Here is an 18,962-nt window from a genome sequence, read left to right as displayed (position 1 = left end):
ACACGCTTGGCATGAACGCCCGAACTCTTCCATACGACACGGTCGAACAGACTGTCCAAGCGGCGGTAGATGAACTGCGCCAGGTGGCGGGCCCGATCTTCCTAGCGCTGCAGCGATCAGGCCTATCAGTGGTTGCCACGAATCCGCGGCTGCACGACAACCCCATCGTGTTCGTGAATGAAGCCTTCTGCCGGACGACAGGCTATTCCGCCGAGGAAGTTGTCGGCCGCAACTGCCGCTTCCTCCAGCCGCCCGAAGCGAGCGCGGATTCTCGTCGGCAAATCCGCGAGGCCCTCAGTGACGGGCGTGCTGTATCGATCGAGATCCTGAACCGGCGCAAGGATGAAACCCGGTTTTGGAATCATCTCTTCATCACCCCCGTCGGCGGCGAGAACGGTCGACCGCTCTTTTTCCTGTCGACCCAGGTCGACGTCACGCAGGCCCATCAGGCGGAGGAGATGCAGGTCGCTCTGCAGGCAAGCCAGAGAGAGCTCGACCAAACGAACGAGCGGCTGCGCCAGACGCTGACCGTTGCCGGTACGGGTGGCTCCTGGGACTGGGACATCGCCAATCGCCGGTTCATGGCCGATGGGCGTTTTGCAGCGCTCAATGGACTTGATCCAGCAGAGGCCGCGAGGGGCCTGCCGGCTGAGGCCTTCTTCACGGCCATTCACCCGGACGATCGTCTGCGCATTCGTCTCGCCGTTGCAGGCATTCTCAACGGAGCCGAAGTCTTCTCCAAGGAATACCGTCTTCTGGCTTCAGATGGCTCTGTCCGATGGGTCCATGCGCGGGGGCGCTGCCATTTCGGCGACGATGACCGGCCGTTGCGGTTCACCGGGGTTATCGTCGAGATCACCGAGCAGAAGCATGTGGAGGAGCGCCTGCGCATCGCGCAGAGCGCCGGTGGAATCGGAACTTTCGAATACGTGGACGGCTTCGCGACGGTGAGCGTGTCGGACGAGTTCTGCCGTCTGCTCGGGTTTCATCCCACCAGCGATCTGCCGGTCCGAACGATCAATGCCCTTGTCGTTCCAGGCGATCCCGCGGTGGTCGAGCAAGGGGTCGAGGATGAGGGCGCTGCTTACGTAGAGTGCCGGATTCAGCGGCCCGACACAGAGGAGATTCGCTGGCTGGCGCGCAGAGGCGAGTATGTCCGCGATACGGAAACGGCAGGCCTGCGCTTCATCGGTGTCATCTACGACATCACGGCCGCCAAGCAATCGGAAGAGCGGCTGCGGGAGCTCAACGAGCGGCTGGAGAGCCGTGTCGAGGAGCGAACCCGCGAGCGGGACAGGCTCTGGAGCCTGTCGAGCGATCTCTTCAGCGTCTGCGATGCCGATGGTTTTCTCAAAGCCGTCAATCCCGCCTGGACGGATCTGCTCGGCTATGGGGAGAATGAGGTCGTCGGCACCCAGTTCGAGAGCTGGATGCACCCGGAGGATCGGGCTCCAAGCCATCATCTGCTCCAGGTTTTGCAACGCGGTGAACCGCTCAAGGATTTCGATGTCCGCATTCGGGCGAAGGATGGGGCCTATCACTGGATCAGCTGGACCTTCGCGCCGGCCGGGGATGTCTTTTACAGCGTCGGCCGCGATGTCACCCAGCGCAAGCAGCTGGAGGAGCAACTCCGTCAGAGTCAGAAAATGGAGGCTGTCGGGCAGCTCACCGGCGGCATCGCGCATGACTTCAACAATCTCCTGACCGGCATCGTCGGCTCCCTCGATCTTCTGAAGACACGCATCGGGCAGGGCAGGCTCGAGAGCCTCGATCGCTATATTCAGGCGGCCACGACATCGGCCAATCGGGCCGCCGCCTTGACGCATCGCCTTCTCGCCTTCGCGCGGCGTCAGCCGCTCGATCCCAAATCCGTGGACGTCAACCGGCTGATCAAGTCCATGGAGGATCTCCTGCAACGGACGACATCCGAGGCGATTGAGCTCAAGATCGCGGCGTCGGACGATCTGCCGTTGACCCTGTGCGATCCCAACCAGCTGGAAAGCGCCATCCTCAATCTTGTGATCAATGCCCGGGATGCCATGCCTGAAGGCGGCAAGCTTACCATCGAAACCACCCTGACGCATCTCGACAGCGTCTATGCGGCGACCTCGGAGGAGATCACCCCGGGCCCTTATGTGACCCTCCGCGTCTCCGACACCGGAACCGGCATGCCGCCCGATGTGCTGGCCCAGGTCTTCGACCCCTTCTTCACCACCAAGCCGCTCGGGGAGGGCACAGGCCTGGGGCTGTCCATGGTCTACGGCTTCGCCAAACAATCGGAAGGCCATGTCCGGATCACCAGTGAGGTCGGTCGGGGCACGACCGTGAGGATCTACCTTCCATCTCACGAAGGTGAGGTTTCCGAGACCGTTGCAATCCCGAGCCTGAGCGATGCCCATCGGGCGGAGGCGGGTGAGGCCGTTCTCGTGGTGGAGGACGAGCCCGTCGTTCGGGCTCTGATTCTGGAGGTTTTGGCCGATCTCGGCTATCATGCCCTTGAGGCTGTGGACGGGCCGTCCGGGCTCAAGATCCTCGAAACGAAGCAACGCATCGACCTGCTGGTCACGGATGTCGGCCTGCCGGGCCTGAACGGACGCCAGCTGGCAGACCACGCGCGTCTCGTGAGGCCTGACCTCAAGGTGCTTTTCATCACCGGCTATGCAGAACAGGCCACCATGGCGTCCGGCTTCCTGGCGCCCGGGATGGAGATGATCACGAAGCCCTTTGCCATCGAGGATCTAACCGCGCGCATCCGCGAGATCATGGAGCGGGATTAAGCAGACATCGGACGCACGTGGCCGCGCGACGGGATAGCCAAGCGGGAGCGGCCGACGCTCGTCTCGATCTGACGGCTTGATTTAGTCCCACCATTGGGCACAGCCTGTTCCCTCCGGAGGACATTCTCCCAGTTCGTGGACTCGCGGACCGGCGTCGCCGGCGAGACCCGCGCCGGGTTTGGGTTTATCGTCGATTGTTGAATGGCCACGCTGACCGCAGGGCACCATTCTCGGCGGAACAGGGCTTCGTCATCGGAACTACGCTTCGCCGTTGCGGTTGTTCCCCATAATCGGCCAGCACATCATGCGGAAAAGTGGATCCGTCGTTCGCTGACGCGGCCCTGCGGGCCCGCGTAAACGATGCGCTGTTCCGGAGAGTGCACCATCGGGCCTGTCCATCCGGAGAAGGGTCGGGAGAGCGAAGATCCGTATCCGGCAGGCGTCTTCAGGAGGCCCATGACCGTTGCGTGAAACTCTTGGAGCGTCGCTTGCGCGACCTGAAGGTGCCAATCATCAGCCGCCACCCGCAAAGGCGCTCAAGCTAGTGATGTCTCTAGCCTGATACCCGGAGGTCGACATGGATGTCCTATTGAGAATCAACGGGCATGAGCATCGGCTGAATGTCGACGTTCGCATGACCTTGCTTGATGTGCTGCGTGAGACCCTCGGCCTGACAGGAGCGAAGAAAGGCTGCGATCAGGGTCAATGCGGCGCCTGCACGGTTCTCGTTGGTGGCACGCGCGTCCTCTCCTGTTTCGTGCTTGCCGCAGCCGTCAATGATGAGGTCACGACTATCGAGGGGCTCTCCGGAGAGGCGGAGCCGCTTCATCCGATGCAGCAAGCCTTCTGGGACTGCGACGCTTTTCAGTGCGGGTACTGCACGCCAGGCCAGATCATGAGCGCGATAGGCTGTGTCCAGGAAGGTCATGCGGGCAGCGCGGACGACATCCGCGAATACATGAGCGGCAATCTCTGCCGCTGCGCGGCCTATCCTAAAATCGTCGAAGCGATTCAGCAGGCGGCCTCGGAAATGAAGATGCGGTCCGAGCGCGCTCAGGGAGGAGTCTGATGCGCCCCTTTATTCTTGAAGCCGCCCGCGACGCCAATGATGCCCTTCGTCTTGCGGCCTGCGGGAGCGAGGTCGAAACCGATGCGCGCGTACCCGCTCAGTATCTTGCCGGAGGTACGAACCTGCTCGATCTGATGAAGCTTGACGTTATGCAGCCCGAGCGGCTCGTCAACATCAACGGACTCCGCCGGGACTTCGGATCGATTGAGGCAGACGACGGAGAGCTTCGCCTCGGTGCGCTCGTTCGCATGTCGGAAGCGGCCGATCACCCGACCATCCGCCGAGACTACCGTGTCGTGTCGGATGCGCTCTGGATGGCCGCAAGTCCGCAGCTGCGCAACATGGCGAGTCTGGCCGGCAATGTCCTGCAGCGAACGCGCTGCAATTACTTCCGTGACATCAGCTGGGGAGCCTGCAACAAGCGGAAACCCGGCTCCGGATGCGCTGCCATCGATGGCGTGAACCGCCGGCTTGCCATCCTCGGCGTGAGCGAACATTGCATCGCCAATTATCCGGGTGACTTCGCGAACGCACTTGCCGCCCTCGGCGCCAAGGTGGATATCCTGGGCACGGACGGCACATCCCGCAGCATCGACTTTGAGGACTTGCATCGCCTTCCGGGAGACACGCCGCATATCGAGTCTAATCTTGTGCCTGGCGAGCTCGTCACCGGGTTCCGGATTCCTGCAGGACCATGGACCCGCCGTTCGCTCTATCTGAAGATCAGGGATCGGATCTCATACGACTTTGCACTGGCATCCGCTGCGGTAGCGCTCGATCTTGCGCCGGATGCGACGGTCAGGACCGCCCGGATCGGAATCGGAGGGCTCGTCGCGAAACCTTGGCGTTCGCGCGCGGCGGAAGCAGCTCTGGAGGGTCGGGTTCTCGATGAGACGAGCGCCGCTGAAGTTGCCGACGCTGCATTCGCGAACGCCGTCGTTCATGGCGAGACGGGTTTCAAGCCGGAACTTGGGCGCCGCACACTGATCCGTGCTCTGCTCGAAGCCGGCCGAATGGAGATCTGATATGGCTGATGACGCACAATTTACGTCGGCCGGAAGTCTATTCGGTAAGTCGCAGCCGCGGATTGACGGTCGAGCAAAGATAACCGGCCGTGCTGTTTATCCGTCGGATGAGGCTGTTCCCGCACCGGCTTATGCATTCTTGCTGACGAGCGCCATCGCCCGTGGGCGGATCAAGCGTTTCGATCTCGACGAAGCGCGCTCGATGGAGGGTGTTCTCGACATCCTCACCTATGAGAATGTCGGCAGTGAAGCAGAACCTCCTGAACAGATGTCCGGCGGCCAGGCTACCACGACCCTTCAAGGCGACCGGATCTGGCATGATGGTCAGATCATCGGGGTTGTTGTGGCGAACACCTACGAGATTGCCCGCGAAGCGGCGTTCCGGGTGCATGTTCATTACGACAGAGAGTCGCCGTCAGCAACGTTTGGAAGCCTGGGCGTAGAGGAGAAAGTCCGGAAAGCTGGTGAGCACAAGGATTATCGGGTTGGCGATGCCGAAGCGGCCTTTGCGTCCGCCGAGGTAAAGATCGATGCTTGGTACGGCACTCCAACCCAACACCACAACCCGATCGAGCTGTTCACGACGACCTGTGCCTGGGAGAATGGCAAGCTGACGATCTGGGAACCGAGCCAATTCGTCTATGGTCTGCGCGGCAGTGTCGCCAAGCAGCTGAGGATCGACCCGGAGGACGTCCGCGTCATCTCGAAGTTCGTCGGAGGTGCATTCGGATCCAAAGGCGGAGCGACTGCCCGGACGGCCTGGATTGCCGTGGCGGCTCGCCGCGTGAACCGTCCCGTAAAGCTCGTCGCCACGCGCGATCAGGGCTTTACGATTGCAACGTATCGAGCGGAGACTCGGCACCATCTGCAACTCGGTGCAACGCGGGACGGGAGGTTGACCGCGCTCCGGCATGAGGGTTGGGAGGTGACCAGCCGGCCAAGCGAGTATAACGTCTCCGGCACGGAAACCACAGCCCGACTCTATGCCTGCCCGAATATCCTGACCAAGGTGAACCTCGTCCACGCCGACCGCAATACGCCGGGATTCATGCGGGCGCCGCCGGATACGCCTTATATGTTCCCGCTCGAATGCGCGATGGACGAGCTCGCGGTTCAGCTCGGACTGGATCCAATCGAGCTGCGCCGGATCAACGACACGCAGGTCGATCCCGTTACGGGCCTGCCGTTCTCCAGCCGCAGCCTCATGGCGTGTTTCGATCAAGGTGCAGAGCGTTTCGGATGGGCGAGCCGCGATCCCCGACCCGGATCGATGCGCGAGGGCGATTGGCTCATCGGATGGGGCTGCGCCAGTGACGTCTATCCGAGCAATATTGCCGCAACTGCCGCCCAGGTTGCACTCCGTCCAAGCGGTCACGCGCGAGTCCAGATCGCGGGCCACGACATCGGTACCGGAGCCTACACGGTGGTTGCGATCGTGGCGGCGGATCGCCTTGGCCTCGAAATCGGCCAAGTCACTGTGGAGATGGGTGATATCAATCTTCCGCCTGCGGCGCTGGCGGCTGGCTCGAGTCATACCGCAACCGTGACACACGCGGTTGCCAAGGCTTGCAACGCATTGCGCGATAGGATCGCCCGTGCAGCAATCGCCAGCAATGAAGGAGTGTTTGCCGGTCGCGACCCGTCGTCTCTGACCTTCTCGGCTGGTCGGCTGATTGCTCCTGACGGAACAAGCGAACCTCTGGAGGAGGCTCTGAAGCGGCTTAGCCCGGGCGCCTTGGAGGCTTACGTAGAGAATATACCAAAGGGGCTCAAACCAGAGGCGATGGCGAATCTCTATCGGGGAAAACCCCCGATATCGCGCGGACATGGCCGCGATGACGTGACGGCCTATGCGTTTGGCGCTCAGTTCGTCGAGGTTCGGGTGCATTGCCGCACCTGTGAGATCCGCGCGCCTCGCATGGTTGGAGCCTTCGCTTCGGGCAGGATCGTCAATCCTTTGACGGCGCATAGCCAGTACATGGGAGGCATGATCTGGGGGCTTGGCGCGGCTCTCCTTGAAGCAACAGAAATCGATCCGCACCATGCGCGTTACGTCAACGACAACATTTCCGAGTACCACATTCCCGTGAATGCGGATGTCCGCCAAGTCGACGTGATCATGGTTCCGGAGGAGGACGCTGAGGTCAACCCGCTTGGAGTGAAGGGAATTGGCGAAGTTGGCATTGTCGGCGTGAACGCCGCCATTGCCAATGCTGTCTGGCATGCCACAGGACGACGTATCCGTGAATTGCCAATCCGAATCGAAGATCTCCTGTGAGCAGTTGCAGCACGATGTTCCGCATTCGCATCACGCCGCCAGCCTTCATGAGCCATGACAAGATCAAGCAACGCCGATGCTGGCACTTCGTCGGAGGGAACTCCCTTGGTCTTTCCTCCTAACCCTGAAGACGAGGCCACGAACAACGCTCACAATACTATGTTGATTAATCTGCAAAATCATATATGGCATACTTTGACCTGATGCAGGCTTCATCTGCTGGTTGGGGAGGACGCCATGTCTCACGACGCCCTTTTCCAATTGAGGATGGACTCAGTTCTACTGAATGCCGCCCAAAAGGAAGAAATCCTTGCCACACGCGCTGTTCTGACGCGCATTGCGGCAACCGATCCTGCAACGAAAAGCCGTAACATCGGTCTTTTCGCGCTGGCCGCTGCCGATCTGCTGTGTGCAGAGAAGAAGAGCAGGGGTAACAGCGCGAAAGCGCTGATCGAGAGCGCATTCGTCGGCGCACCCTGACCTTACCGAAGCCGCGTCCCTGCCAGCACTGTCGTGAGTGCATCGAGCACAGGGACGGCAGCATCATTATTCCTAGTTCCGTAGCAATCCGGCGCGGGTGGCTGAACCTGTCAATGCAGGCCGGTGCATGCCGCGTTGGATCGTGCGGCTGCCTGCGATCATGTTCGTCGAACGTTATATGGATCGCCGACGGGAGTCAGTATTTATGATCAGTACCCCTTATTACCTCATCGACAAGAATGCCTTGCTTCGCAACATGCGGACAATTTGGCATGTCCGCGAACGATCCGGCGCAAAAGTGCTGCTGGCTCTCAAATGCTTCGCCACATGGTCCGTGTTTGATCTCATGCGCGACTATATGGACGGCACGACTTCCTCGTCCCTTTTCGAGGTGAAGCTGGGCCGCGAGAAGTTCGGCGGCGAGACCCACGCCTACAGCGTCGCCTTTGCCGACACCGAAATTGACGAAGTCGTCGCCAGCGCGGATAAGATCATCTTCAACTCGATCAGCCAGTTCGAGCGATACGCGGAAAAGACGATCGCACTCGACCGCGGGCTGCGGCTCAATCCTCAAGTCAGCTCGTCGGACTTCGACCTTGCCGATCCGGCCCGTCCTCACAGCCGTCTTGGCGAATGGGACGTGTCGAAGGTCTCGGCAATCGTAGACCGCATCGACGGTTTCATGATTCATAACAACTGTGAGAACGGTAACTTTGCTCTATTCAATCAGCTTCTCGCCACCATCGAGGAGCGGTTCGGCTTCCTGCTCGAACAGGTCGAGTGGGTCAGTCTCGGCGGTGGCATCCACTTTACAGGCGAAGGCTATCCCCTCGACGAATTCTGCAGCCGGCTGAGACGATTCTCGGAGAGATTTGGCGTACAGGTCTATCTGGAACCAGGCGAGGCCGCGATCACGAACAGCACGACGCTCGAAGTGACGGTTCTCGATACGCTCTTCAACGGGAAGAATCTGGCGATCGTCGACAGTTCGATTGAGGCGCATATGCTTGATCTTTTGATCTATCGGCAGAGTGCGAAGATCACTCCGAATACCGGGCCATATAGATACATGATCTGCGGCAAGTCCTGTCTCGCGGGAGACATTTTCGGCGAATTCTCCTTCGATCATGAGCTGAAGCCCGGTGACCGGATCTCGATCCAGGATGCCGCCGGCTACACTATGGTGAAGAAGAACTGGTTCAACGGCGTGACGATGCCGTCGATCGTGGTCCGAGAGCTCGACGGCAGTCTGCGAGTCGTTCGAGAGTTCTCATTCGGCGATTACCTCTCCAGCCTTTCATAAGGCTTCCCCTCAACCGGTACAGCAAGGAGCATTCACACCAAAATGAGGAAGAACGTTCTGATCATCGGCGGCGGTGGCGTCGCTCAAGTGGTTGCCCACAAATGCGCTCAGCACAACGACGTGCTCGGAGACATCAATATCGCGTCGCGGAGCATCGACAAGTGTCATGCGATTATCGCCTCGGTCCGCGAGAAGAAGAGCATGAAGGTCGATGGCGTTCTGGAGGCTCATGCTCTTGATGCACTGGATGTCGAAGCAACGAAGCGGCTGATCGATACCACGCGTAGCCAGATCGTCATCAATGTCGGTTCGGCATTCATCAACATGTCCGTGCTCTCGGCATGTATCGGAACGGGCGCTGCCTATATCGATACGGCGATCCATGAGGACCCGCTGAAGATCTGTGAAACTCCGCCGTGGTACGGGAACTACGAGTGGCGGCGGCGCGAGGAATGTGCGGCGGCTGGAGTAACGGCCGTTCTCGGTGCGGGGTTCGACCCCGGCGTCGTCAATGCTTACGCGGCGCTGGCTCGGGACGAGTACTTTGATCGGATCGACTCCATCGACATCGTTGACATCAACGCGGGTGACCATGGGCGCTGGTTTGCCACAAACTTCGACCCAGAAATCAATTTCCGCGAGTTCACAGGCCAAGTCTGGTCTTGGCAGAACAAGGAGTGGACATCGAACAAGATGTTCGAGATCCGCAAGGATTGGGATCTACCGGTTGTCGGCACCCGGACGGCCTACATGACGGGGCATGACGAAATTCATTCCTTGTCTCGGAACCTGGACGTGCCGAACATCCGCTTCTGGATGGGGTTCGGAGAGCGATACATCAATGTTTTCACGGTTCTGAAGAACCTCGGCCTGCTGTCCGAGCAGCCGATCCGCACGGCGGAAGGTCAGGAAGTGGTGCCGCTGAAGGTGGTCAAGGCGGTCCTGCCCGATCCGTCATCTCTCGCGCCGGACTACACCGGGAAGACCTGCATCGGCGACATGATAAAAGGCGTGAAGGACGGAAAGGAGCGCGAGGTATTTATCTATAACGTCGCGGATCACAAGGAGGCTTATCTCGAGGTGGGCAGCCAGGCAATCTCCTATACGGCCGGGGTCCCGGCTGCGGCCGCCGCCATCCTGATCGCCAAGGGCCCATGGGACGTTAGGACGATGGCGAACGTGGAGGAGTTGCCGCCACGTCCTTTCTTGGGGCTGCTGGGTGACATGGGGCTGCCGACGCGGATCAAGATCGGCGACGAAGATCGTGAGTTGGCTTTCGAGGAGAAGAGCGAGAGGTCTGCACAGAGCGCATGTCCGGTTACAGCTGCCGCATAGGCAGCAGCCTCCGACACGCATCGCTCGAACGTGCGAGAGGGGAGTTCCGGTATCCGGCACTCCCCTCGAGCATTGGACAGGAAAGGTTGAACTTACCTTGCATATCCGATGCTCGCTTCCTTCCATGTGCGCATCGCCGGCTTTCGTTCGCTATGATCGTTGCGCTCGGACATTCGTGTCTCGCATTCTCACTGCAACTGCGCTTGCCGTCTCCTACAGCTCGCGTGTCATGATCCAGGGCCCATTGTTTCGATCAATTCGGACTGGAACGTGGCGTGCGTTTCGACCTCCGGGCGGCTGACGACGTGTTCAGCGTCACGGCGGCGCGGATGAGTGCTTTCAACGCCTCTTCATCAATCCTATCGCCCTCATGAAAGTCGATGGCGCGCCGGGTGTTTCCGTCGAGGCTGGAGTTGAAGAGGCCTGAAGGGTCCTCCAATGAGGCGCCTTTGGCAAAGGTCATTTTCACGACGGTCTTATACGTTTCGCCGGTACAGATCATTCCAGCATGAGACCATACCGGAACTCCGCGCCACTTCCACTCCTCGACCACTTCAGGGTCGGCCTGCCTGACCAGTGCACGGATCCGGGTGAGCATCTCGCCTCGCCAGTCGTCCAGTTCCAGGATCCTCTCGTCGATCAGCTGAGGCGGTGACTTTGGTTCATCAGACCCGCTCTTCTCCATGATGTCTTCCCCTTTGGTGGCCCCTCTGTCATGGTTGATAGGGGCTCATATTCAACGAGCCGTAGAACGAGGCTAGCAGATGAATCACAGCCTGCAACCCGTGTATCGTAGCCGACCCAAACCTTATCATTCGCCCGTTACCTGAGACCCAGCAGCGATGCCTCGCCACAATGCATAGAGATCGTCTCCCTTAGGTCGGATAGGCATATAGGCGATCTTGAGCGATTGTTGCGCCAGCGGTCTCTTGAGTTCCGTATAGATGGCCTCAGTGGACAAGCCGTATGATTCACCGTCCTCGTTGGAATAGGCAAAGGTCACTTCGCGGATTCCTGTCAAATGCATGGCGGCAAGGCACATGGGGCATGGTTGCCCGCTGGCATAGACCACGCAGCCGTCGAGGCGCGGACTACCGAGTATCCGGCTTGCCGCGCGGATGGCTTGGAGCTCCGCATGAGCGGTCGGATCGTGCGTGGCGAGAATCTCGTTGACGCCAGTCGCAATGGTGGCGCCATCCTTGACGAGGACGGCACCAAAGGGACGGCCGCCATTGCGGACGTTCTCGCGCGCAAGATCAATGGCCTCACAAAGAAAGTGTTCCGCGGTCGCCATGTCGCTTCTCCCGTTCTTGCATCACTGGAAGGGCGGAGGCCGCCCTTTTTTGCTTTCGGCATTCTGTCATTCTATCCCCCATGAGCATCCAGCCCAAGCCGGGATCGTCATGAACCCAACCGAGTGTTGGAGACTGTGAAGCCGTTTAGAACTCGATCTCTTCCGCGGAAATGCGAGTGGATCGGCGCAACCCGGCCGCGCGCCTGCGGAAACCTTGCATTTGCAGGCAGCGGGGCTATGTTATCAGGGTCATGATCAAGCTCGTGAAACATCTTCGCTTCCTAGCGCACGCGGGCTGCCTCAAAGCAGGCGGGTAGGCCCCGAAGGCCGGCTGGACCCTTGGGTCGCCGGCGCTCGGGGGACATGAATGCCAACTCGGACCATCCGTCAGCCGTGCTTGTCCCGCCGAAGGCTTGGGATGCGCGGTAGCGCATGTCTGTGACGGCGTCGTACAAACCCGCGCGTCTCGGCATGTGCATCGGTGAACCCATGACCCATCTCGCACGCTTGGCGCGATGACGATCCGCGCTTCAAGTGGTCTTGCCTGGGTGTGAGCCCTTGTGGAGGACATCATGATCAAGCAAGAGAATCTTCCGCCCGTGACGATCTCCGCTGGCGATTACGACCGGCTCGCGTTCCTTGCATCGTTCGGCTTGAACAACTCGCAGGACCGCCCCGCGGCGACATTGCTCGCGAACGAGCTGATCCGGGCGACTGTCCTGTCATCGCGGGCCGTTCCGCGCTCCGTTGCCACGATGCACTCGGTCGTGGAGTTCCGTGACGATGTCACGTGGGAGGTCCGATGCGCAGCGCTGGTTTATCCGGACGAGGTCCATGGCGAGGCAGACCGGGTTTCCGTTCTGTCTGCCGAGGGCGCCGCGCTGATCGGCCTTAGTGACGGGCAGTCGATCATGTGGCGGGCGTCGAGCGGGTGGCGCAGCCTGACGCTGGTGCGTGTCCTCCTCCAGCCCCACGGGGGGATCACTCAATCAGAGATGGAGGTCCCATGACGTCCCTCCGGACAACCATGTTCTTTAAGAAAGCTAACAAAGCGGTTCATTCATCAGCCGGGCCGAGAAGGGAGTACCACATATGCTGAGCCAGGTGCTGTTCTCTATTGTGATGATTCTGGGATGCGTCCTCGCGTACCAGGCGGTTATTCGCTCGAACGCGTCACGGCATCCTGACGATCGCGTTCGGCGGTGACGGATGCCATTGACTGGAACCGCGAGAGCGAAGGACCTCGCGGTCTACAGCCTCTGCCGATGGCGCCGGGACGCATCATCCATTAACATCGATCCGGACGCTTCACGGGGCGGCCAGCCCGGCGATAACTCGTGACAACACCTCTATCGCCCAGGCGCATGCTGGACCGCAGAAGGGCAGGTGGACATGCTCTTGTCTCTTCTCGCCACGCAGCCGGTATGGCTGTCCAGCATCCTGCTGGTCGGCGTGATGTCACTGATCGCAATGGCAGGGCCGGTTGTCGTTCGCCGACGCGTCAGCGTAGATCGGCTACGCCGTAACAACGAGGTTGCCGGTTTCCTGTTCGCCACCATCGGCGTGCTTTATGCGGTGCTTTTAGGCTTTGCCGTCATCATCGCGTGGGGAAAGTTCAGCGATGCTGAGAATGTTGTGGCCCAGGAGGCTGCCGCCGTTGCCACACTCTATCGTCTGGCGGAGGGGATCAGTGGCGATTCTGGCGCAGCACTCAGCACCGCTCTGGACCAATATGTCAAAGCGGTCATTGCCGAAGACTGGCCCGCCATGGAGCACGGCGACGGGAGCCACGCCGTCACACAGACACTGAATAGTTCCTACAGGGCGCTGCTGACCTTCGCGCCAGACGATAGTCGCGGGGCAGTCCTGCTGGAGGAGGCGCTCCACCAGCTTGACACCGTAACCCAGACGCGACGCACGAGGCTCGTTCTGGCCCCGGGCATCATTCCCCGCGTGCTTTGGCTCGTGCTGTCCGGCGGTGCGGTCGTGACGATCGGTTTCACACTGTTCTTCGGTACCGAGAGCCTGCGCGCCCAGGTCATCATGACGGGAATCCTATCCTTTCTGATCTTCTCGGGGCTGCTGATCATCACGGCAATCGATCATCCCTTTGCCGGAACGGTGAGGGTTCGGCCGGACGCTCTCGCAGTCCTCCTGGATGACTTCCGCGAGGTGGTTCCACCGCAACCGCCGGCGCAGTAACGTTCGCGTCAGCACCGCGCACCGTCAGGTCCCTTCGCACTGGCACTCGTCCGAGGGCGTGATCGAGCGCATGCTGTCGGGGATCGGTGAACCTGTTAGCCATCCTTAAGGCGTAAGAAGGGACATCACGGCTCTGGCCGCCCGATGAGCTCGTTCAGCATCTCCTGGCGTCGTGCGCGTCCGACGATCCAACGATGAAATTCCCGGGCCCCGTTCTTGTTGAACACCGGACCGTTCCAGGCGAGGAAATAGGGAGACGACAACCGGAGCTTCTGGGGGAAGGGCGCGGCGAGACGGCCGGCGCGCAGATCCTCGGCCACCATCGCGCATTGGCCCAGCGTGAAGCCGCGCCCCTCGACGGCCGCTTCAATGGCAACGCTCGAGAGCGAAAAGACGAACGAATGACGCAATCCGTTGCACTCGACGCCGAAGTGCTTCAACCAGTCCTGCCATGTCGGCGGGGACGGGAATTGAGGCTGCCAATCAATGCTCAGAAGCGGATAGGCCAGAAGATCCGCCGGACTCCTCAGCGGAGGACCGGACTCCAGCAATTTCGGACTGCAGACGGGAATGACGCTATCGGTGAACAGCATGACCGAACTGTCGTAGTTCCTCACGCGATCGCCGTAGGTGATGCGGAAGTCCGTGCAATCCTCTTCCAGCCGTGGCTCGAGGTGCGTTCCCTCCAGATGAATGCTCAGATCCGGGTGGCTGTGCTGCCATTCGAAAATGAGAGTGGCCAGCCACTTGCTGGCGAGAGAAGGCAGGGCGCTGATGACCAGCCCGCTCGACCAGCGGGCACGTTCGATTTCCGCCTGGGCCCGGCGGAACTCGTCAAATCCCTTCGTGATCGTTCTGTAGTACCGTTTCCCGACATCAGTCAGCGTCAAACTTGTCGTGCTCCGGACGACGAGTTGTAGCCCTAACTTATCCTCCAAGAGACGGATCTGCTGGCTGACGGCGCCGGGAGATACGTTCAACTCGCGCGAGGCCTTGGTCATGTTCCCACAACGACCGACAGCCTCGAAAGCCTGGAGCGCACGAAGGGGGGGCAATTCGGCCATTCGCATCACCGGATCGGAGTGCCGCACGGCACCATCGTGACCACTCTAGTCTTTAGATTTTCTAAAAACAATCACAGCGGGCGCCTGATTGTTCATGCGGTTTCCCACGTTCATTCTCGGCGCAGCAAGGGTTCAGTTTGAAGGGAAGGCGTCGTGATGTTTCTTAGGAATTCTTGGTACGTGGCCGCATGGGACCATGAAATCACCCGCTCTTTGCAGCCGATCGAGATGCTCGGCGAGAAGATCGTCCTCTACCGCAAGGAGGACGGGGAGCCGGTGGCGCTCGAGGACGCCTGTCCCCACCGGAAGCTCCCGCTCTCGATGGGGCGGCTGAAGGGTGACCAGGTCGAGTGCGGCTATCACGGGCTTACCTTCGACTGCACCGGCACCTGTACGCGCGTGCCGGGCGCGGAGCGGGTCCCTCACGTGGCGCGGGTCCGCAGCTACCCGATCGTCGAGCGCTATGGATTGCTCTGGGTCTGGATGGGCCAGCCGGAACTCGCCGATCCGGCGACGATCTTCCAGGTCGAGCATTGGGGGGATCCCGACTGGGGAGTCAATCGTGGCGAGTCCATGGTGATCGACTGCAACTATCTCTACATGACCGACAATCTCCTGGATCCGTCCCACGTCGCCTGGGTGCATCAGTCATCGTTCGGTAGCTCCGCCTGCGAAGAGACGCCGCTTCAGACCGAGGTAACGAACGACGGCGTCATCGTCTCGCGCTGGATGATGGACGTGGACGTTGCTCCCTTCTATGCCAAATTCGTGAAGTTCAAGGGGAACTGCGACCGCAAGCAGCATTACGAGGTCCGATATCCGAGCCACGCCATCATCAAGGCGATCTTCACGCCCGCGGGCACCGGCGGCCCCGACGGGACGCTGCACGAGGACGTGTTTCTGATGGACTCGTACAACTTCATGACGCCTGTCGATGAGAACCGGACGCGGTACTTCTGGTTCCAGATGCGCAACTTCGACGCCAACAACGAGGAAACGTCGCGTGAGTTCGCCAAGTCCGTGCGTGGCGCCTTCGAGGAGGACCGGGTCGTCCTGACGGCCGTCCACGAGGGCATGGCGAACAAGCGTACGCCAAACCTCGATCTCCAGATCGATGCGGGGCCGCTGCGCTTCCGCAAGCGCCTGAGCCAGCTCATCAGCGCCGAGGCGGAGCAGCCCATGGCCGCTGAGTAGATTCACCGGCGCTCCGGCCACGGCGGGCGCATCCGCGCCTTCCGTGGTCACTCGGCTCCTGATCGTTCCCCTGTACCTGACTGATCCGATGATTCCTGACCCGGCAGAGAAGTCCTTCTCCAACTACAAGATCGTCGCAAAGCGCCGCGAGAGCGAAACGATCATGTCTCTTGAACTCGCGCCCGCATGCGGGTCGACCATCAACCCTTTCATTCCGGGACAGTTCATCGTCGTGCGCTTGCCGGACCCGAGTGGTTCCCGGGCGATGCTTCGTCACTACAGCATCTCCAGTAGTTGCAGGCTCACGCAAAGCATCCGCATCAGCGTGAAGCGCGAGATGCCGCCGCCGCACCTGGCCGACGTACCGGAGGGCGCGGGATCCAGCTATCTCCACAAGGCGGAAGTCGGCACAATCCTTTCGATCCATGGACCGCGGGGAGAATTCTGCCTCGACCGCACGAGCCTCCGGCCAGTCCTTCTGCTGAGCGGCGGTGTCGGCCTTACGCCGCTGGTCAGCATGCTGCATGATCTTGCTCATGGCACTGAGCGACCGGTCTTCTTCGTTCATGCCTGCGAGAACGGTCGGGTTCATGCTTTGCGAGACGAGGTCCTTGCCCTGGCCTCAAGTCGCCCCGGCATTATGACCCACTTCTGCTACCGTGTCCCGACCGAAACGGATGAAGAAGCCGGAGCCCACGACAGCGCTGGCCTGATCACGAAGGAGAAGCTCCAGGCTCTCCTTCCGCTTGACGACTACGATGTCTACATGTGCGGCCCGACGGGCTTCATGCAGGCGAACTACTCGCTGCTGCGCGGACTCGGAATTCCAAAGCACCGCATCCATTACGAATTCTTCGGGCCGGCCACGTTGCTTGTCGCCGATGAGGAGCGTCCGGCTTCTGTCGAAAGGAGCAGCCGCGATGTGGTGCCCTCTCCTGAACCGAAGTCGGCTCAACGGAAGGACATCGCGGGAGTGACCGTGAGCTTCAACGGATCGGCTCCTCCCGTGCCGTGGCCGGATAACGCCCGATCGCTGCTGGAGCTTGCCGAATCCGTGGGACTCGAACCTCCTTTCAGTTGCCGCGCGGGCGTCTGCAGCACGTGCACAAGCCGACTCATCAGCGGAGAGGTCGAGTATTTCGAGGAGCCGCTGACGCCTCCCGGACCTGGAGAGCTGCTGCTGTGCTGCTCCAGGCCGAGAACATCCGTCGAGATTGCCTTTCCGCGACGGAGATAACCGACCGCGCAAGCGGGCCCGGCATCGCAATCTGGAGCACAGGCGTCTGGAGGAACGAACGCCCCTGCTGTCAACCGCAAATATCAACAAAAAGACAGTTCATACGAAAGAACTGCACAAACGACAAAGTCAAACCAAAGGGAGGAAAGAGAATGCACGACAACTTCAGCATCGACAGGCGTGGATTGCTCCTCGGAGCAGGCACTCTTGGCCTAGCAAGCACGCTTCCGTTCAACGTGAACGCCCAAGTCCCTCGTAAGGGTGGGACGCTGCGCATCGGTATGGCCGACTTCTCGACATCCGAGACGCTCGATCCGACACTAATGGACTCGCAGTTCCAGCAGAACCTGCATTGGCAGCTGCGGAACAATCTGATCGAGGTCGGTCCCGGTGGTGTCTTGATTCCGGAGCTTGCGGAGAGCTGGGAAGGCGCGAAGGATGCCAAGACGTGGACGTTCAAGCTCCGGAAAGGAGTGACGTTCCACAATGGTAAGCCCTTTACCGCGGACGATGTCATCTACTCGTTCAACCTGCACCTCAAGGAAGGATCTAAATCGCAGGCCCGTCCGCTTCTGGCGCAGGTCGCCTCAATGAAGGCTGATGGCTCCAATACTGTCGTCTTCGAGTTGAAGGATGCCAATGTCGGATTCCCGGCCATCACGAGCGCCGTAGGGCTTTACATCGTGCCGAACGGAGAGACGGATTTCGACAAGGGCATCGGCACCGGCGGATACATTCTCGAGAGCTTCCAGCCGGGCGTGAAATCCATCGTGCGGCGTAACCCGAACTACTGGAAATCCGACCGCGCGCATTTCGACGTCGTCGAGATGATCTGCATGAAGGATGCCACGGCCCGGGCCAACGCCCTTCTGACAGGTCAGATCGATGCCTATAACTCGGTCGACGCGAAAACGGTCTCCCTGCTCCAGCGGGGCAAAGCAATTCGCATCAACAGGGTCAAAAGCAAGGCGCATTTCGCCTTCCCGATGATGGTTGATCAGGGGGCGTTCACGAGTAACGACGTCCGCCTGGCGATGAAGCTCGCCATTGATCGTGAGGATATCGTCAAGCGCGTTCTCAACGGCTTCGGCTCGGTCGGAAACGACCACCCATTGTCTCCCGCCTATCAGATGTATAGCGCTGATATCCCGCAGCGCGCGTACGATCCGGACAAGGCGAAGTTCCACCTCAAGAAGGCCGGCGCGTCGGATCTCAAAGTGCAGCTGCACGTCTCCGATACTCCGTTCACAGGGGCGACGGATGTCGCCGTGCTTTATAAGGCCCATGCGGCCAAGGCAGGAATCACGATCGACGTGGTGAAGGAGCCGGAGGACGGATACTGGAGCTCCGTCTGGTCGAAGAAGCCGTTCTGCGCGTCCCGGTGGAGCGGGCGCGTCAACGAGGACGTCATCTTCAGCCTCGTTTATACGGCGGACGGTATCAAGGCAGGCTGGAACGAGACCAGGCTGAACGATGACCGCATCAATCGCCTCGTCGCAGAAGCCCGCCGTGAGTTCGATACGGAAAAGCGTCGTGCGCTTTACGCGGAACTCCAGAAGATCGTGCACGACGACGGCGGATCGAGCATCTTCGCTTTCTCCGATTTCATCGACGCCGTCAGCAGCAAGGTGACGCATGGCGAGTTGTCGGGGGAGTACATGCTCGACGGCAGCCGCGCCGCCGAACGCTGGTGGTTCGCCTGAT

Annotated in this window: 15 protein-coding genes; 12 read left to right on the top strand and 3 right to left on the bottom strand. The window is 60.4% G+C overall.

The genetic code is table 11. The features are described 5' to 3' along the window. Positions 1-11: 11 nt before the first annotated feature. The 7 genes from ACS5Q0_RS13955 to ACS5Q0_RS13925 all read left to right on the top strand — a co-directional run bounded on the left by ACS5Q0_RS13955 (position 12) and on the right by ACS5Q0_RS13925 (position 10,267). Entirely contained in the window at positions 12-2,777 is a 2,766-nt protein-coding gene (locus ACS5Q0_RS13955; protein ID WP_473127247.1) for a hybrid sensor histidine kinase/response regulator, read from the top strand. Between the two features lie 577 nt (positions 2,778-3,354). Further along, positions 3,355-3,846: a (2Fe-2S)-binding protein gene (locus ACS5Q0_RS13950; protein WP_473127246.1), complete on the top strand. Its 492-nt coding sequence runs from the start codon at positions 3,355-3,357 to the stop codon at positions 3,844-3,846. Continuing rightward, positions 3,846-4,871, top strand: coding sequence for an FAD binding domain-containing protein (locus ACS5Q0_RS13945; protein ID WP_473127245.1), 1,026 nt, complete (start codon positions 3,846-3,848; stop codon positions 4,869-4,871). The genes ACS5Q0_RS13950 and ACS5Q0_RS13945 overlap by 1 nt, the downstream gene beginning before the upstream one ends. Before the next feature lies 1 nt (position 4,872). Further along, on the top strand, positions 4,873-7,149 hold the full coding sequence (locus ACS5Q0_RS13940; protein WP_473127325.1) for a xanthine dehydrogenase family protein molybdopterin-binding subunit: 2,277 nt from the start codon (positions 4,873-4,875) through the stop codon (positions 7,147-7,149). Between the two features lie 237 nt (positions 7,150-7,386). Then, the gene (locus ACS5Q0_RS13935; protein ID WP_473127244.1) at positions 7,387-7,629 is read left to right on the top strand and encodes a hypothetical protein; all 243 of its coding nucleotides are present in this window, start codon (positions 7,387-7,389) and stop codon (positions 7,627-7,629) included. A gap of 205 nt (positions 7,630-7,834) precedes the next feature. Next, on the top strand, positions 7,835-8,932 hold the full coding sequence (locus ACS5Q0_RS13930) for a carboxynorspermidine decarboxylase (RefSeq protein ID WP_473127243.1): 1,098 nt from the start codon (positions 7,835-7,837) through the stop codon (positions 8,930-8,932). A 42-nt stretch (positions 8,933-8,974) separates the two neighbouring features. Continuing rightward, a complete protein-coding gene (locus ACS5Q0_RS13925; RefSeq protein ID WP_473127242.1) occupies positions 8,975-10,267 on the top strand; it encodes a saccharopine dehydrogenase family protein in 1,293 nt (430 codons plus the stop codon). A gap of 253 nt (positions 10,268-10,520) precedes the next feature. Here the strand turns inward: ACS5Q0_RS13925 and ACS5Q0_RS13920 are convergent, their stop codons facing one another. Together ACS5Q0_RS13920 and ACS5Q0_RS13915 are read right to left on the bottom strand one after the other, a co-directional pair. Next, a complete protein-coding gene (locus ACS5Q0_RS13920) occupies positions 10,521-10,952 on the bottom strand; it encodes a DUF1801 domain-containing protein (RefSeq protein ID WP_473127241.1) in 432 nt (143 codons plus the stop codon). 126 nt (positions 10,953-11,078) lie between these two features. After that, complete coding sequence (locus ACS5Q0_RS13915) at positions 11,079-11,561, bottom strand: nucleoside deaminase (RefSeq protein ID WP_473127240.1); 483 nt, start codon at positions 11,559-11,561, stop codon at positions 11,079-11,081. Positions 11,562-12,133: 572 nt separating this feature from the next. On the opposite strand from ACS5Q0_RS13915, the gene ACS5Q0_RS13910 reads away from it, so the two are divergent. Further along, positions 12,134-12,571 carry a GreA/GreB family elongation factor gene (locus tag ACS5Q0_RS13910; RefSeq protein WP_473127239.1) on the top strand — a complete coding sequence of 146 codons (438 nt, stop codon included), beginning with the start codon at positions 12,134-12,136 and terminating at the stop codon, positions 12,569-12,571. Between the two features lie 382 nt (positions 12,572-12,953). Continuing rightward, entirely contained in the window at positions 12,954-13,763 is an 810-nt protein-coding gene (locus ACS5Q0_RS13905) for a bestrophin-like domain (RefSeq protein WP_473127324.1), read from the top strand. Between the two features lie 125 nt (positions 13,764-13,888). Here ACS5Q0_RS13905 and ACS5Q0_RS13900 read toward each other — a convergent pair whose 3' ends face one another. After that, positions 13,889-14,827, bottom strand: a complete 939-nt coding sequence (locus tag ACS5Q0_RS13900; RefSeq protein WP_473127238.1) for a LysR substrate-binding domain-containing protein — start codon at positions 14,825-14,827, stop codon at positions 13,889-13,891. A 156-nt stretch (positions 14,828-14,983) separates the two neighbouring features. Here ACS5Q0_RS13900 and ACS5Q0_RS13895 point away from each other — a divergent pair, with 156 nt between their 5' ends. The 3 genes from ACS5Q0_RS13895 to ACS5Q0_RS13885 all read left to right on the top strand — a co-directional run bounded on the left by ACS5Q0_RS13895 (position 14,984) and on the right by ACS5Q0_RS13885 (position 18,961). After that, a complete protein-coding gene (locus ACS5Q0_RS13895) occupies positions 14,984-16,021 on the top strand; it encodes an aromatic ring-hydroxylating dioxygenase subunit alpha (RefSeq protein ID WP_473127323.1) in 1,038 nt (345 codons plus the stop codon). Between the two features lie 88 nt (positions 16,022-16,109). Continuing rightward, a complete protein-coding gene (locus ACS5Q0_RS13890; RefSeq protein WP_473127237.1) occupies positions 16,110-17,258 on the top strand; it encodes a 2Fe-2S iron-sulfur cluster-binding protein in 1,149 nt (382 codons plus the stop codon). Positions 17,259-17,410: 152 nt separating this feature from the next. Next, a complete protein-coding gene (locus tag ACS5Q0_RS13885) occupies positions 17,411-18,961 on the top strand; it encodes an ABC transporter substrate-binding protein (RefSeq protein ID WP_473127236.1) in 1,551 nt (516 codons plus the stop codon). Position 18,962 lies beyond the last annotated feature (1 nt).

This window comes from Microvirga sp. HS2 (genome assembly GCF_055792805.1).
The sequence above is the reverse complement of the archived record's forward strand: the minus strand, read 5'-3'. Positions and strand labels throughout refer to the sequence as shown.